We start from the raw sequence: 14,545 nt of genomic DNA, 5'->3' as shown, positions 1-14,545 counted from the left end.
GAATGTTCCCGTATGAATGTGCATGATTAGGGTTTCAGGCAGCGGAGCGAGAAAACGAGAATTTTAGCATAAAAAGGGGTTTCAGGCAGCTTGAAACAAAATGCCACAAATTGTTTAGTTATGAGATGGTGGTGGGTAGGTACATCATTTATACCTACAACACAGTTTCTATTAAAGCGATTGCTCATTTCAAGTTTTACGTTATTTGTAGATAGCAAAAAAACGCCCCACATTCAGCAACGGGGGCGCAAAAGGAACACAAACCACTACCAAAATGGACTGCACGATACGGTGTTGTTTGGCAACTGTGTGCCGTGCAGCTGGTAAGGTGAATAATACGCATCTTTGTTAAAAATAGCAAATGATAATTGTTACTATTATTAAAAAATAAAATAAATATTTGATTTTAAACGAAAGAAAAATTAATATCTAGATAGAGTCTGAATTATGTTGCGACTTCTACGAGTTTGGGACGAAGTATGTTTAAGTTTTGGGTTTGAATGCTGACCAAAAAACCGCGTTTGCCGCCATTGATGTGGATTTCAGGCAGCATCATGATGCTTTCTTGTACATAAATGGGCAGAACGGTTTGGATACCAAATGGGCTGGTCCCACCAAGTAAATAGCCTGTCCATTTTTGTGCCTGTTGTGGTGTGGCAGCTTCAATGTGTTTCATGTTGAGTTGGCGAGCCAGATTGCGGGTGGAAATCTGTTTGTCGCCGTGCATCAGGCAAATTAAGCCTTGTCTGTGTTCGTTTTGTAACACGATGGTTTTAATCACATTGTGCTCTGGAACACCCAAACAGGTAGCAGAATGGGCTGTGCCTCCGTGTTCTACATAAGGGTATAAATGTGGGGTAAAAGCAATTTGATGTTGGCGCAAAAAACGGATGGCTGGGGTAATGGGGTAATTGGGTTTACTCATGGTTTCGGTGTTTAAGTGATGCGCTTGGGGTATGGAATTAATGTGTAAATTGGGGTGATAAATTTTTCAGGCTGCCTGAAAATCTGTTGAACTAATCTATATTACGCAACATCAGATGGTTCATGCGTGCCACAATTGCATCGGCGATTTGGTCTTTATTGCTTTCAGGCAACATGGTTTCTTTTTCTTTATCCAGTAGAATAATTTGATTGACATCGTTGCCCATCGCCACGGATACATCATTGGCAACCAATAATGGAATGCCTTTTTTTTGATGTTTTTGGCGGGCAAATTCCAGTAAGTTTTCGCTTTCTGCGGCAAAACCTACACAAAATGGCGCATTAGGTAAGGCTGCTACATCACGCAAAATATCGGGATTTTCTGCCAGTTCTATAATGGGGGCTTGTTTGCTGTTGTCTTTTTTGATTTTGTGTGCAGCTGAGTTTTTAACGTGGTAGTCGGCAACGGCGGCAACGGCGATAAAAGCGTCTATTTTGTGTGTTTCAAGCTGCTTGAAAACGGCGGCGTGCATTTGGCGTGCGCTGATGGTGTGTTCGCTGTATGCCAAGCCAATCGGTAGGGCGGTTTGCAGTTTGCCATAAATCAAGAAGACTTCTGCACCTGCACGGCGGCAGGCGCGTGCCAATGCCGTGCCCATTTTGCCACTGGAAATATTGGTGATGCCACGCACAGGGTCAATCGCTTCGTAAGTTGCACCTGCGGTAAGCAGAATTTTTTTGCCGTGTAAGGGCTTGGGTGACAAGATTTCAGGCAGCAATTCAGCAATGTCGGCAGCTTCTTGCATTCTGCCTTCGCCAAGTTCGCCACAGGCTTGCTCGCCATAATGAGGCATGAAAATGTGTATGCCATCGGTTTGCAGTTGCGCGATATTGCGTTGATTGGCGGGATTACGCCACATTGCTACATTCATAGCGGGTGCAAGCACAAGTGGACAGGTTCGTGCGGCTGCCATTTCGGTAATCAAATTGTCGGCAATGCCGTGTGCGATTTTGGCGATGGTATTGGCTGTTGCAGGGGCAATTAACATGATGTCGGCGGCGCGTGTGGCATTGATGTGTGCCATGCCATTTCCGTGTCCACCTTGTTCCATTAAGACGGGATTGCCACTTAGGGCTTGGAATGTTTGTGCGCCAACAAATTCGCTGGCGGCTTGGGATAGGGCAACGGTAATGGTGTGTCCTTGTTTTTTTAAGAGACGAACCAGTTCACAGGATTTGTAGGCAGCAATGCCACCGCTTACGGCAAGCAGAATGTGTTTGGACATGATGTTGCTTGATAACAGATGAAAATGAAAAGGGCATTTTCAGGCAGCCTTAAATGGCGTTGTGAATACAATGGCTGCCTGAAAAAGTTTGATAATTAAATGGTTTGGTTGTTACGGCGGAACACCCATTCGTTTTCCGATGATGCGGCTTCACAATATTGGTAGCCTTCTAAATCAAAATTTTTGAGTTGTTCCACATTTTCAATTTGGTTTTGTGCAGCGTAACGCACCATTAAACCGCGCGCACGTTTGGCATAAAAGCTGATGACTTTGTATTTACCGTCTTTTTCATCTTGGAAAATGGGTGTGATGATGTGGGCGTTGAGTTTGGCGGGTTGAATGACTTTGAAGTATTCTTGTGATGCCAAATTGATGACCAAATTGTCTTCTGATGTGCCCAAAGTGTAGTTCAAACGGTTGGTTACGCGTTCACCCCAAAATTCATACAGATTTTTGCCGCGTGAATTGATTAGGGGTGTACCCATCTCCAAACGATAGGCTTGTATTAAATCCAATGGACGCAAAATGCCATATAAGCCCGATAAAATGCGGACATGATTGTGAATGTAGCTGATTTCTTCGGGTTTTCTGGCATAAGCATCTATGCCTTCGTAAACATCGCCGTTGAACATATATAAGGCGGGTTTGGCGTTTTCCAGCGTAAACGGTGGTTGCCATGTGGCATTGCGTTCGGCATTGAGTAGGGCGATTTTGTCGGAAACGTGCATGAGTTCGGCAATTTGTTGTGGTGATAAGGGGCGTACGTCTTGCATCAGAATCTCGGCTTGATCCAATAAAGGAGGCTGTGAATAAATTTTGGGCGCGATATCGCGGCTTTCATTCAGATTTTTGGCAGGAGAAAGCAAAAAATACATGGTGGTTTCCTTTGATTTGGTGGATTGGGCTGCCTGAAACAAGTTTGCTTGGAATGGATATGGTTTTCAGGCAGCTTCTTTATCGGTTTTCGGGGCTTTTTGCTCTTTGTTGGGTTTGTTTTTGTGGGTTTTAGGAAAAATAAAATGTATTTGTAAACCATTGGGTTGCACGTTTTGGGCAATCAGTTTGCCATTGTGTTGCTCGGTAACGTGTTTGGCGATTGCTAATCCTAAACCTGTGCCATTTTTGCCATTGCTGCTGTCGGCACGATAAAAGGCTGTAAAAATGTGGGGGATTTGTTCTTCTTTGATACCTGGTCCATTGTCGGTAACGGTAATGTGTAGATTTTTGCGGTCTTCATACATTTGCACATGAATGGTACTGCTTGCTGGGCTGTAATTCATGGCGTTGCGTATCACATTATCCAAGGCACGGTAAAGGTAGCTTTCATTGCCTTCAAAGCGGGCATGTTTATCCAGATTTTTGATTTCCAAGCTGACGGTTTGTTGATTTTGCTGGGCAACGGCTTGGCTGTCTTCCAGTAGGTGTTCCATAAAGGCAACGATGGGTAGGCTTTCTTTTTCCATTGGCATATTGGCGGTTTCCAAGCGGGATAAAGTCAGCAGTTCGCCTACCAAAATGTCCATGCGTGTGAGTTCGCTTTCCAAGCGAGCAATGTAATCAGCTTGTTTGTCGGGACGGGCTTGTAGTAAACCGATGATGGCTTGTATGCGTGCCAAAGGTGAGCGCATTTCGTGGGAAACATGGTGTAAAAGGTGGCGTTCTTTTTCCACCAGAATTTGCAGTTGGGCTGCCATGCGGTCAAATTGCTGCCCTAAAATGCTTAACTCATCTTTGCGTTCGTCCAACTGCTGTGAGACACGGGTATCCAATTCACCAGAGGCAAGGCGTTTCATCGCGCGTTCTAAAATGGCAATGGGTTGTGTGATGTTGGTGGTAACGATGTAGGCAATCAATAAACCTATCAATAAAATGGAAGCAAAAATGATGAATTCATGCCAAACTGGGGCAATTGGTAAGCCTGGGATAATTAATAAAGGTAGGGTTTCACTTGTGGATTGATTGTGAAAATGGCGAATGAAAAACAGGTATTCTTCGCCAAAGGGGTCAAAATAAATCACAGCTTGATTGGATTTGGGGTTTTTAATGGCAAATTCATAGGCATAAAGGATTTCTTCTGCACCCACTTCTCGTCCAAATAAGTCTTTGCGGCTGCTGCCTGAAACCACAATGATGTTTTGAGCAGCAGGGTGGCTGCGCCAACGTTCCATTAAATTGCGTGTGGCTTGTTCGCCGTGTGTTTGGAATGTACTCAATATGTTTGCCAGCAGTGCGGTTTCCATATTGCGTTGTTGTTGCAATTGGTTTTCTTGCACCCTTTGTTGAATAAACCAAGAGGAGAAGCTGGCTATCGCAATCACGCAGATGATGACCAAACAGAAAGTGGCGAAAATGCGTTGAAAAAGTTTCATGGCAAATATGTCCGAAAGTTTCAGGCAGCCTGATTATAGCAGCAGGCTGCCTGAAATTTATAAGCGTACTTCAATTCCAGCATTTTGCATTGCCAATTTGGCTTCACGAATGGAAACTTCGCCAAAATGGAAAATGCTGGCTGCCAATACTGCATCGGCATGACCTTGTGTGATGCCTTCCACCAAATGTTGCACATTGCCTACGCCACCTGATGCGATGACGGGAATGTTTAAAGCATCGGAAATGGCGCGTGTGAGTGCCAAATTAAAACCTTGTTTGGTGCCGTCTCTGTCCATACTGGTCAGCAGAATTTCACCTGCGCCACGCCGTTGCATTTCTCGCGCCCATTCTACTGCGTCCAAACCTGTATCTTTGCGTCCGCCGTGAGTGAAAACGTGCCAACGTGTGTTGCTTTCGTCCACCGCTTTGGCATCAATCGCCACTACAATGGCTTGAGAACCAAAAAATGCGCTGGCTTCGCTGACAAAGTCGGGATTGCTGACAGCTGCGGTGTTGATGCCTGCTTTGTCTGCGCCTGCATTGAGCAGACGGCGAATATCGGCAACTGAACGCACACCACCGCCTACGGTTAAGGGGATAAAAACTTGTGAAGCTACTGCTTCAATAACGTGCAAAATGGTGTCGCGGTTGTCGCTGCTGGCGGTAATGTCTAAAAATGTGATTTCGTCTGCCCCTTCATCGTTATAGCGTTTGGCAATATCTACGGGGTCGCCTGCATCACGTAAACCGAGAAAGTTTACGCCTTTGACCACGCGACCGTTGTCCACGTCTAAACAGGGGATAATGCGTTTGGTAAGTGCCATGACTGTTCCTTTTTGATTTCAATTTTGTGATAGGGGCTATTGGCAATTTTGGCGAAGGTGGCAAAGCGGATTTACGCGGTTAAAACAACCACGAAACGAATTCTCAATAGCTCATAAAGTTGTCTGAAAGCAGTTTTCAGGCAGCATGGTTGTTGTGGCGTTGTTGCATTTGTGTGGCGATTTGACGTGTGCGTGTGTAACAAGTGTATGCTGTGCCAATGGTAATGATGAACAAGAAGTAGAACATCAAAGTATTGCTGTTGTAAAACGCGGTTTCAAACGTGGCGACAACACAGGCAAGAGTTAAAACTGCCATGCGTTGCTGTTTTGCCATTGGACCGATGAAACTTTGTGCAAAACCCAAGCTGCCTCCAAACACGCGAATGTAAGCGGTTAAGGCAGCCAAAAGTGCTGCTAGCCAACCTAACCAGCCTGCACCACAAGCATAGCCTGTTGCAATCAGTAAAACGCTGTCGGCAATGCGGTCGGGAAACTCATTGAATATCTCGCCAATCGCGGTTTTTTTGCCACCTTCTACTGCCACCATGCCGTCCATTAAGTTACACAACAGGCGCAGTTGAATGAACAGCGCGGCGCATACCATAGTAAAGGGATTGTGTCCCAATATCATCAGTGCACCGAGTAGGGCGAAAACCGCACTCAAACAGGAGATTTGATTGGGCGTAGGCGATTGACGGTGTGCTAAATAAGCGGCAAAGCGGACAAGATATGGGTTACCACGTGCTTGAATAGGGCGGCGATTGGTTTCGTTTACTGGGATATTATTCATAGTACACAAATATTAAGGAAGGCAAAAATACGCATTGTACACGTTTGGATTGGTGTCGTTTAAGGGGTGTGCATGTGTTTTAATTTACAATGGAAAATGTCGTGTTCACGCTGGGCTTGAAACCACCAATACGCGCCTTTTTTAACCGACCATGGACTTGCACTTTGCCAATTTTGGTTTAATAAAAAAGCGCAAATCTTGCCCAACCAAGGTTGATGTCCCACAATGACTACGGTGTCATCATCAAGCTGTTGTAACAGCAAATCCAGTACCTGTTGTGGTGCTGTTTCGGGATTGAGCGCAGCAAAGGTTTCCATGTTTCTGTTTAAATAAGCAGCGGTTTCACGACTGCGGATAGCTTCTGAAACCCATACTTGGGTGTTTTCAGGCAGCATTTTTTTCAATTTGCTTGCCATTTTCTTGGCTTGTTGTTGCCCTTTGGGGGTTAAAGCACGCATTAAATCGTGTTTACCGTCTTCGGCTTGGGCGTGTCGCCATAAAATGATTTGCATGATGTATCGCCTTTGAGATATTTCTAGTCGTTTCAAATTAAAATAAGACAAGGGGACAGCAACCACTATATACGCCCAGTATATAAATGAACTGGCGATGCTGTATTATTTTAAATTTCAAATGATTATAAAAAAGGTTTTTGTGTTTCAGGCAGCCTGTTGTGGGCGGTAAACATGACGGTGTTGCCATACGGTTTTCACATTGTTGCCCAATAAAGTGGTGGCAATTGCTTGCCATTCGGGTTCATGGCTCAAAGCATCGGCATTTTCAGGTAGCCTGAATGCGCTTTGTGCTGTTTCGCCTAATAATTTAGGTGCTTGATACAACACGATTTCGTCCACACAATTTTGTTGCAAAAATGCGGCATTTAAGGTTGCGCCTGCTTCCAATAACACTTCACCTATGCCTTCTTGTGCCAAAACCGATAACACTTCCAACACCTCCAAATGTCCATCTGCGTTTTCAGGCAGCCTGAAAACGCGTATATTGGGATAAGCAGCAAAACGTGTTACATCATTGGCGGTAGTAAACAGCCAAGTTGTGCCACCGTCTTGTACCAGATGGCTGGTTTCAGGCAGCCTGCATTTGCTGTCTAATACCACGCGTACAGGTTGGCGCAAAGTGGGGAATGCACGCACGTTTAAACGTGGATTGTCTGCCAAAACCGTGCCAATACCTGTTAACACGGCGCAACTTTCGGCACGCAGAATTTGTACATCATCACGCGCCGCTGTGCCTGTTATCCATTGGCTGCGTCCATCTGCAAGCGCGGTTTTGCCGTCCAAAGATACGGCGGTTTTTAAACGAACAAAGGGTCTGCCGCGTTCAATGCGTGATAAAAAGCCACGATTGAGTGCGCGTGCTTGCTGTTCCAATAAACCGCATTCGGTTGTGATGCCTGCTGCTTGCAACATTGCTAAACCACGCCCAGCAACCAAAGGATTGGGGTCGCGCATGGCAGCGACCACACGCGATATGCCCGAATGAATTAAGCTTTCGGCACAAGGTGGCGTGCGACCGTAATGGGAACAGGGTTCCAGCGTAACGTATGCGATTGCGCCTTGTGCCCATTGTCCTGCTTGCCGCAAAGCGTGTACTTCGGCATGAGGTTCGCCTGCTCGCAAATGGAAACCTTCGCCCACAATTTGTCCATCTTTGACCACAACGCAACCCACACGCGGATTGGGCGAAGTGGAAAAACGACCAAGTGCCGCTAATTCAAGGGCACGGCGCATATACTGTTCATCTTGTGGGCTGAATGTGTGCATGATTGGCTGACTGGAAAACAAAAATCAAGGGAGTGTATTTTAATGCAGTTGTGGGTTTTCAGGCAGCTTGTTTGATGATTTAACTTAAATCCAAACACACATATTTCATTTCTAAATATTCTTCTATGCCGTAGCGACTGCCTTCGCGTCCCAAACCGCTGGATTTTACGCCGCCAAAGGGTGCAACTTCATTGCTGATTAAACCTGTATTGATGCCAACCATGCCACATTCCAATGCTTCGGCTACACGCCATTGTCGGCTGGCGTTGCGGGTAAACACATAAGCTGCCAAGCCGTATTCACTGGCATTGGCGGCGGCGATGACTTCATCTTCATCATCAAATTTGAAAATTGGACAAAGTGGTGCAAAGGTTTCTTCGTGTGCCACTTGCATCTCGTGATGGACATCACACAACACCGTTGGCTCAAAAAATGTGCCACCCAATGTGCTGCGTTTACCGCCTGTTAAGCAACGCGCCCCTTTTTGTAAGGCATCAGCAATGTGTTGTTGCACTTTTTTTACTGCACTTTCATTGATGAGCGGACCTTGTTCCACACCGTGTTCCAAACCATTGCCCAATTTCAGGTCGCTTGCGGCTTGGGCAATGCGTTGGCAAAACGCATCATAAATGCCTGCCTGAACATAAATGCGATTGCTGCATACGCAGGTTTGTCCGCTGTTGCGGAATTTGCTTGCCATTACGCCTGATACAGCTTGGTCTAAATCCGCATCATCAAACACAATTGCAGGTGCATTACCGCCCAATTCCAAACTGAGTTTTTTGATGTGAGGTGCACTAGCAGCATAGAGTTTGGCACCGATTTCGGTTGAACCTGTGAAACTGATTTTACGCACAATAGGGCTGTCAGTGAGTATTTGGCTGATGTCATTGGCTTTGCCGCACAATATGGGCAAGAGATTTTCAGGCAGCCCTGCTTGATATGCCAGTTGTACCCAAGCATATGCGCTTAATGGTGTTTGGCTGGCTGGTTTAATCAGCATGGCACAACCTGCTGCCAGAGCAGGGGCAACTTTGCGCGTTATCATGGCAGCAGGGAAATTCCAAGGCGTGATGGCGGCAGTAACGCCAATGGCTTGTTTGAGTACCAGCAATTTTTGATTGGGCTTGACAGAGGTGATGATGTCGCCATCAATACGCCGTGCTTCTTCGGCAAACCAACGGATAAATGCAGCCGCATATGCCACTTCGCCTCGTGCTTCAGTCAGCGTTTTGCCTTGTTCCAATGTGATTAAACGTGCTAACTCATCTTGATTGTCCAGCGCAGCACGATACCATGCCCACAAAATGTCCGCCCGTTCCAAAGCTGTACGTGTCGCCCATGCTTTTTGGGCGATTTGGGCTGCCTGAATGTGTTGTAAAACCTGTTTGGGGTTCTGTATTTGGACATAGGCTAACACGCCGCCATCATAGGGATTACAAACGGCAAGGCTGTTGGGAGTAGGTTCAAAGGCAATATCGGGGTGTTGTAAAAGGGCTTGAATGTTTTGCATGATGTGTCCTTGTGGTTTTCAGGCGGTCAATGTTTTTGATTATAATTAAGAACAGGCTGCCTGAAAGGCTTTTTGTTGTATTCATGAAAAAATTGTTTTAAATATTATTGACACTTCAATTTTATTTGTTTGTTTTTTTCAGGCAGCCTGAAAATGCATTTTTACACATAAAGGACATCTATGTACAACCCCAGCCTACCCATTTACGATGATTTAAAAAACGGCGCATACCAAGCCCCTAGCATTTATTTGGCGGCATTGAAAAACCACATTACCAAACCCACTGTGGACATGGTTCGTGAACGTGTGCAAAAAGTTTTACAACGTGCAGATGTGAGCGATGTGGTATTGGTAGAAGAAACAGAAGACGGCGAAATCCGCATTGTGTTGTCTTCGCAAGACGATGATGAAGATGAACCCACGTTTTTCATGTTCAGCGTAAAATTTTTGGCAAACGAAAACCCCGAAGAATGGTCTGACGAAGCCGCTGCATTCCGCGACCGCAATTTGCTGGCAGATGAACGCATGGAAATGCATCAAGCCACACAATTATTGGAGTGTTTAACCTATTTGGATAGCGACTGGGGACAAACCAATTGGTTATTGCAATTGGCGGTCATCGATGCGGTGGCTGGCGAATGTTACGCTGTACAAGACCTTGTTGCTTCTACTTTTTTGAGTGGCACATGGCTGGCTGAAATGGCGCAAACCCACACACCGCCCAGTTTGGAATGTGCTTATGTGATTCACGCGATTACCCCCGAAGACGCGGAAAACGGCGACTATTGGTTGCACACACACGGTTTGTTGAAATTCGGTTTACCTGAATTGGAAATTTTGTGTGTGAAACAGCCGCATTTGTCTGTGGGTCAAAACATCATCACCAGCATGGCAAACATTCTGCTGTACAATGGTACATTGTGGCATGAAGACGAAGCCTTTACTTTGGCACGACACGAACATGGTGAGTTGGCAATCCGCATGATGTCGTGGCAAGACGCTTTGACACACGATTTGTTTGACCCACAAAAAGTAGGGGCATTCAGTGGCGATTTGAACGACCGACCTGAAGGCGACATTCACACCGAGCCTTCTATGGTGCTGTTGGCAGATGTGGACGGTAAGATGACGCATTTTGCGGATTTGGGCGACATTTTGCATGAAGACAATCACATGATGTTCATGTTGCCCAATCAAGAAACCGCAAGAATGTATTATCAGGCAGCGGAAAAACTGCCGATTTTGGCACAATGTATGAAACGTTTTGCTCCTGAACAAGGCGTTTGGGGTTACATGATGAAAATTGCTTGTCATTCACCCAGCACCGAAGAAACCGAGCATATGTGGTTTGTGGTGGAAAAGATGGACGATGAAAACGTTACCGCTAAATTGGTCAATGACCCCTTTGCCATTCCCGAAATGCACAGTGGTAATACCTATACTTTGCCTTTGGCAGATGTAAGCGATTGGTGCATTTATTCATCGCCCTTGAAAGCACGGATTGCGCCCGATGATGTGTTTCGTTTGAGGCGGTATTTGAATGCAAATTGAATTTTCAGGCTGAAACTTTTGCAAAACTTGGTTTATAGGGGCGGATTTCATATCTGCTCTGTTGGGAGTTGTTTTTTATCCATGAAAGAGAGAAAAAGGGCGGAGATGAAATAATCCGCCCCTATGTTTGTTTTAAAATGAATGGGTTTTGTACAGGTTTCTTCCTGCAAATATGCTCGTTTTAAATAGTACAGTCATTCTATTTGAAACGAGCATAAGTATATGTTTGCAGTCTGTTGGCTTTGTTTATTTCCAATACCGCCACCAAGGCATATCGTCTGCCACCCATGCTTTTTGCAGATAAGGGCTATTGGGGAAATTTTGTGATAATACGCGTTCGGTATCGGTTTTCAGTTGCTCATTGCCCATTTTATCGTAAGTGAATGCCATGATTGCTAAGGCTTCTTCCACATAACGGGTATTTTGATAATAAGTTAAAACACGTTGTGCACGGTTGTTGGCAGCGGTAAATGCACCGCGTTTGGCATAATAACGGGCAATCGCAATTTCGTGTCCGCCCATGGCATCAACCAGTTGAGCCATACGTTTGGTGGCATCTTCAACGTATTTGCTGTTTGGGTATTTGCGTACCAAACGTTCAAATTCACGGAATGCTTTGCGATTGGCTTCTGGATCACGGTCTGACCAATCTTGTGAGGCCAGTTTATTTAAGAATGATTGGTCTTCAGAAAACAATACTAAACCGCGTAAATACAAGGCGTAGTCCATATCCACGCTAGCAGGAAAATTTTTTTCAAATCGCGCCAAATCCATTTCTGCGCCTTGTGGATTTTCATTTTTGAAATGGGCGTAAGCTGAATCCAATAAAGATTGTTCGGTGTAGCGACCTTCGGGTTGGCGCGCACGCAATAATTCATACAATTCAATGGCGCGACTGTAATTGCCTTCGTCCAATTCGGTACGTGCTTCGCGATAGAGTTTATCTGCCGACCAATCTTGGGTAAGTTTGGTTTCTTTGCTTACTGAGCTGTTGCTGCTGGCACAGGCGGTAAGTAAGACGGCAGTACTTAAAGCAAGCCAAAGTTTTTTCATGTGATTTCCTTTTTGAAAAGCAATCGTGTGGCGATTGTATCATGAGCAGAAAGGCTGCCTGAAAGGTGGCATTGTGCCATTTTTACAGATATTTGGGAATGCTTACCATCGTTTTTCTGCACCCAAAATTGCAGTTGTAGGCAGCCTGAAATAAAGATTACACCGCTACTGCTGCTTTAATGTGTGGATAGGCTTCGTAATTTACCAATTCAAAATCTTCAAATTTGAAATCAAAGATATCTTTGATTTCAAGATTTAATTTCATTTCAGGCAGCTTTTTGGGTGCGCGTGTCAGTTGCAAACGTGCTTGTTCAAAATGGTTGCTGTAAAGATGGGCATCGCCCAATGTATGCACAAATTCGCCTGCTTGTAAGCCGCAAACTTGGGCAATCATCATCGTTAAGAGTGCGTAGCTGGCGATGTTGAATGGCACGCCGAGAAACACGTCTGCGCTGCGTTGATAAAGCTGACAAGAGAGTTTGCCGTTGGCAACGTAAAACTGAAACAATGCATGACAGGGCGGTAGTGCCATGTCGTCCACTTCGGCAGGATTCCATGCAGAAACGATTAAACGGCGACTATCGGGATTATTTTTGATTTGTGTTATCACATTGGTGATTTGGTCTGTGGTTTTGCCGTTTGCACCACGCCATGAACGCCATTGCGCGCCGTAAACGCGACCCAACTCGCCGTTTTCATCTGCCCACTCGTCCCAAATAGAAACATTGTTGTTTTGCAAATACTTGATATTGGTATCGCCTTTGAGAAACCACAGTAATTCATGAATGATGGAACGTAAATGCAGTTTTTTGGTGGTTAAAAGAGGGAAGCCTTGCGATAGGTCAAAACGCATTTGGCGACCGAATACCGAACGCGTACCAACGCCTGTACGGTCAGATTTGTCAGTGCCATTATCCAGAATGTCTTGCAGTAAATTGAGATAAGTTTGCATGGTGATTTTCTTGATTGGGATTTCAGGCAGCCTTTTAAGTACGCGACAATTTGTGGTTGGGCATTGATGTTCAATGTAATGTACCACAATCATTTTTTGTCGTACGCAGAAAGGCTGCCTGAAAAATTCAAACATCAAAGCGAAAAGGCGGATAGAGATCCGCCCTCTGTTAAATGGTTATTTCAGACATTTTCAGGCAGTCTGAAAACTCATTGGCTTTGTTTCTCTTTGCGTTCAGCAAGCCAATGTTCCAAATAATGAATGCTCACACCGCCTTCCACAAAGCCCTTGTCGCAAAACAAATCGCGGTGCAAAGGCGCATTGGTTTTAATGCCCGTAATCGCCAACTCATTCATTGCCACCAGCATTTTCGCAATCGCTTGACGGCGTGTTTTGCCGTGTACGCAAATTTTGCCGATTAAGCTGTCGTAATTCGGTGGAATTTTGTAGCCTTGATAAATGTGGCTGTCCACACGCACACCCAATCCACCGGGCAAATGACACGATTCAATCGTACCAGGGCTGGGAATGAAATTGTAGGGGTCTTCCGCATTGATGCGGCATTCAAAAGCATGACCTTCCAACACAATATCGTCTTGCGTGTATTGCAAAGGCAAACCAGCCGCCACGCGCAATTGTTCTTGCACAATGTCCACGCCCGTAATCAGCTCGGTAACAGGGTGTTCCACCTGCACGCGCGTGTTCATTTCAATAAAGAAAAACTCGCCATCTTCATACAAAAACTCAAACGTACCCGCACCGCGATAGCCAATGCGTTTACACGCTTCCGTACAAGCCGTGCCGATTTTTTCGCGCTCTTCGGGCGTGATGAATGGGGCAGGGGCTTCCTCAATGATTTTTTGGTGGCGGCGTTGCATGGAGCAATCGCGTTCGCCCAAATAAATCGCGTTGCCGTGTTCGTCTGCCAGCACCTGAATTTCAATGTGGCGCGGTTTTTGCAAAAAGCGTTCCATGTAAACCATGGGGTTGCCAAAGGCAGCTTGTGCTTCCGCCTTGGTCATTTCCACCGATTTGAGCAAATCTTCTTTCTTTTCCACCACGCGCATACCGCGACCGCCACCGCCACCCGATGCTTTGATAATCACAGGAAAACCGACTTTATCGGCAATTTTCAAGATTTCATCGGGATTATCAGGCAGCGCACCGTCCGAACCAGGGACGCAAGGCACGCCAGCCGCAATCATTGCGTGTTTGGCAGACACCTTGTCGCCCATCAAACGAATCGTATCCGCTTTGGGACCGATGAAAATAAAGCCTGAATTTTCAACCTGTTCGGCAAAATTGGCGTTTTCCGCCAAAAAGCCATAACCAGGGTGAATGCCGTCCGCGCCCGTCACTTCGGCAGCCGCGATGATGGACGGAATGTGCAAATAACTTTGTGGGCTGGGCGCGGGACCAATGCACACCGATTCATCGGCTAATTTAACGTGCAGGCTGTCGCGGTCGGCTTCGGAATGCACCGCCACAGTGGCAATGCCCA

14 protein-coding genes are annotated in these 14,545 nt (G+C 45.8%); 2 read left to right on the top strand and 12 right to left on the bottom strand.

Going from position 1 to position 14,545, the window contains the following annotated elements:
- Positions 1 to 445: 445 nt before the first annotated feature.
- From Q4B82_RS07715 to Q4B82_RS07675, 9 genes are all read right to left on the bottom strand, one after another.
- On the bottom strand, positions 446 to 925 hold the full coding sequence (locus tag Q4B82_RS07715; RefSeq protein WP_303065870.1) for an aminoacyl-tRNA deacylase: 480 nt from the start codon (positions 923 to 925) through the stop codon (positions 446 to 448).
- Positions 926 to 1,016: 91 nt separating this feature from the next.
- A complete protein-coding gene (gene coaBC / locus Q4B82_RS07710; protein WP_303065869.1) occupies positions 1,017 to 2,210 on the bottom strand; it encodes a bifunctional phosphopantothenoylcysteine decarboxylase/phosphopantothenate--cysteine ligase CoaBC in 1,194 nt (397 codons plus the stop codon).
- A gap of 95 nt (positions 2,211 to 2,305) precedes the next feature.
- On the bottom strand, positions 2,306 to 3,085 hold the full coding sequence (gene yaaA, locus Q4B82_RS07705) for a peroxide stress protein YaaA (protein ID WP_303065868.1): 780 nt from the start codon (positions 3,083 to 3,085) through the stop codon (positions 2,306 to 2,308).
- A 66-nt stretch (positions 3,086 to 3,151) separates the two neighbouring features.
- On the bottom strand, positions 3,152 to 4,579 hold the full coding sequence (locus Q4B82_RS07700) for a cell wall metabolism sensor histidine kinase WalK (protein ID WP_303065867.1): 1,428 nt from the start codon (positions 4,577 to 4,579) through the stop codon (positions 3,152 to 3,154).
- Between the two features lie 57 nt (positions 4,580 to 4,636).
- A complete protein-coding gene (gene hisF / locus Q4B82_RS07695) occupies positions 4,637 to 5,404 on the bottom strand; it encodes an imidazole glycerol phosphate synthase subunit HisF (RefSeq protein WP_303065866.1) in 768 nt (255 codons plus the stop codon).
- Positions 5,405 to 5,540: 136 nt separating this feature from the next.
- Positions 5,541 to 6,194 carry a CDP-alcohol phosphatidyltransferase family protein gene (locus Q4B82_RS07690; protein WP_303065865.1) on the bottom strand — a complete coding sequence of 218 codons (654 nt, stop codon included), beginning with the start codon at positions 6,192 to 6,194 and terminating at the stop codon, positions 5,541 to 5,543.
- 59 nt (positions 6,195 to 6,253) lie between these two features.
- Positions 6,254 to 6,706, bottom strand: a complete 453-nt coding sequence (locus Q4B82_RS07685) for a histidine phosphatase family protein (protein WP_303065864.1) — start codon at positions 6,704 to 6,706, stop codon at positions 6,254 to 6,256.
- Positions 6,707 to 6,853: 147 nt separating this feature from the next.
- Positions 6,854 to 7,975, bottom strand: coding sequence for a bifunctional diaminohydroxyphosphoribosylaminopyrimidine deaminase/5-amino-6-(5-phosphoribosylamino)uracil reductase RibD (gene ribD / locus Q4B82_RS07680; protein ID WP_303065863.1), 1,122 nt, complete (start codon positions 7,973 to 7,975; stop codon positions 6,854 to 6,856).
- Between the two features lie 79 nt (positions 7,976 to 8,054).
- Positions 8,055 to 9,488, bottom strand: coding sequence for an NAD-dependent succinate-semialdehyde dehydrogenase (locus Q4B82_RS07675; RefSeq protein WP_303065862.1), 1,434 nt, complete (start codon positions 9,486 to 9,488; stop codon positions 8,055 to 8,057).
- Positions 9,489 to 9,668: 180 nt separating this feature from the next.
- Here Q4B82_RS07675 and Q4B82_RS07670 point away from each other — a divergent pair, with 180 nt between their 5' ends.
- Positions 9,669 to 11,039 (top strand): DUF4026 domain-containing protein, encoded by a 1,371-nt coding sequence (locus Q4B82_RS07670; RefSeq protein WP_303065861.1) that lies wholly within the window; start codon positions 9,669 to 9,671, stop codon positions 11,037 to 11,039.
- A gap of 246 nt (positions 11,040 to 11,285) precedes the next feature.
- Here the strand turns inward: Q4B82_RS07670 and Q4B82_RS07665 are convergent, their stop codons facing one another.
- Positions 11,286 to 12,092, bottom strand: a complete 807-nt coding sequence (locus tag Q4B82_RS07665) for an outer membrane protein assembly factor BamD (protein ID WP_303065860.1) — start codon at positions 12,090 to 12,092, stop codon at positions 11,286 to 11,288.
- Between the two features lie 25 nt (positions 12,093 to 12,117).
- On the opposite strand from Q4B82_RS07665, the gene Q4B82_RS07660 reads away from it, so the two are divergent.
- A complete protein-coding gene (locus Q4B82_RS07660) occupies positions 12,118 to 12,246 on the top strand; it encodes a hypothetical protein (protein ID WP_303065859.1) in 129 nt (42 codons plus the stop codon).
- A gap of 3 nt (positions 12,247 to 12,249) precedes the next feature.
- Here Q4B82_RS07660 and Q4B82_RS07655 read toward each other — a convergent pair whose 3' ends face one another.
- Together Q4B82_RS07655 and accC are read right to left on the bottom strand one after the other, a co-directional pair.
- The gene (locus tag Q4B82_RS07655) at positions 12,250 to 13,044 is read right to left on the bottom strand and encodes a thymidylate synthase (RefSeq protein ID WP_303065871.1); all 795 of its coding nucleotides are present in this window, start codon (positions 13,042 to 13,044) and stop codon (positions 12,250 to 12,252) included.
- Positions 13,045 to 13,253: 209 nt separating this feature from the next.
- Positions 13,254 to 14,545: acetyl-CoA carboxylase biotin carboxylase subunit (accC, locus tag Q4B82_RS07650; RefSeq protein ID WP_303065858.1), on the bottom strand; the 1,292-nt coding region annotated here is incomplete at its 5' end.

It is taken from the genome of Alysiella sp. (assembly GCF_030525755.1).
Classification (GTDB): domain Bacteria; phylum Pseudomonadota; class Gammaproteobacteria; order Burkholderiales; family Neisseriaceae; genus Simonsiella.
Note: the sequence above shows the minus strand (reverse complement) of the source record. Positions and strands in the feature narration are given on the sequence as shown.

Bases quoted from the DNA above. Each gene is read 5' to 3' on its own strand.
- Q4B82_RS07715 (WP_303065870.1), bottom strand. From the start codon at position 925: ATGAGTAAACCCAATTACCCCATTACCCCAGCCATCCGTTTTTTGCGC.
- coaBC (WP_303065869.1), bottom strand. From the start codon at position 2,210: ATGTCCAAACACATTCTGCTTGCCGTAAGCGGTGGCATTGCTGCCTAC.
- yaaA (WP_303065868.1), bottom strand. From the start codon at position 3,085: ATGTATTTTTTGCTTTCTCCTGCCAAAAATCTGAATGAAAGCCGCGAT.
- Q4B82_RS07700 (WP_303065867.1), bottom strand. From the start codon at position 4,579: ATGAAACTTTTTCAACGCATTTTCGCCACTTTCTGTTTGGTCATCATC.
- hisF (WP_303065866.1), bottom strand. From the start codon at position 5,404: ATGGCACTTACCAAACGCATTATCCCCTGTTTAGACGTGGACAACGGT.
- Q4B82_RS07690 (WP_303065865.1), bottom strand. From the start codon at position 6,194: ATGAATAATATCCCAGTAAACGAAACCAATCGCCGCCCTATTCAAGCA.
- Q4B82_RS07685 (WP_303065864.1), bottom strand. From the start codon at position 6,706: ATGCAAATCATTTTATGGCGACACGCCCAAGCCGAAGACGGTAAACAC.
- ribD (WP_303065863.1), bottom strand. From the start codon at position 7,975: ATGCACACATTCAGCCCACAAGATGAACAGTATATGCGCCGTGCCCTT.
- Q4B82_RS07675 (WP_303065862.1), bottom strand. From the start codon at position 9,488: ATGCAAAACATTCAAGCCCTTTTACAACACCCCGATATTGCCTTTGAA.
- Q4B82_RS07670 (WP_303065861.1), top strand. From the start codon at position 9,669: ATGTACAACCCCAGCCTACCCATTTACGATGATTTAAAAAACGGCGCA.
- Q4B82_RS07665 (WP_303065860.1), bottom strand. From the start codon at position 12,092: ATGAAAAAACTTTGGCTTGCTTTAAGTACTGCCGTCTTACTTACCGCC.
- Q4B82_RS07655 (WP_303065871.1), bottom strand. From the start codon at position 13,044: ATGCAAACTTATCTCAATTTACTGCAAGACATTCTGGATAATGGCACT.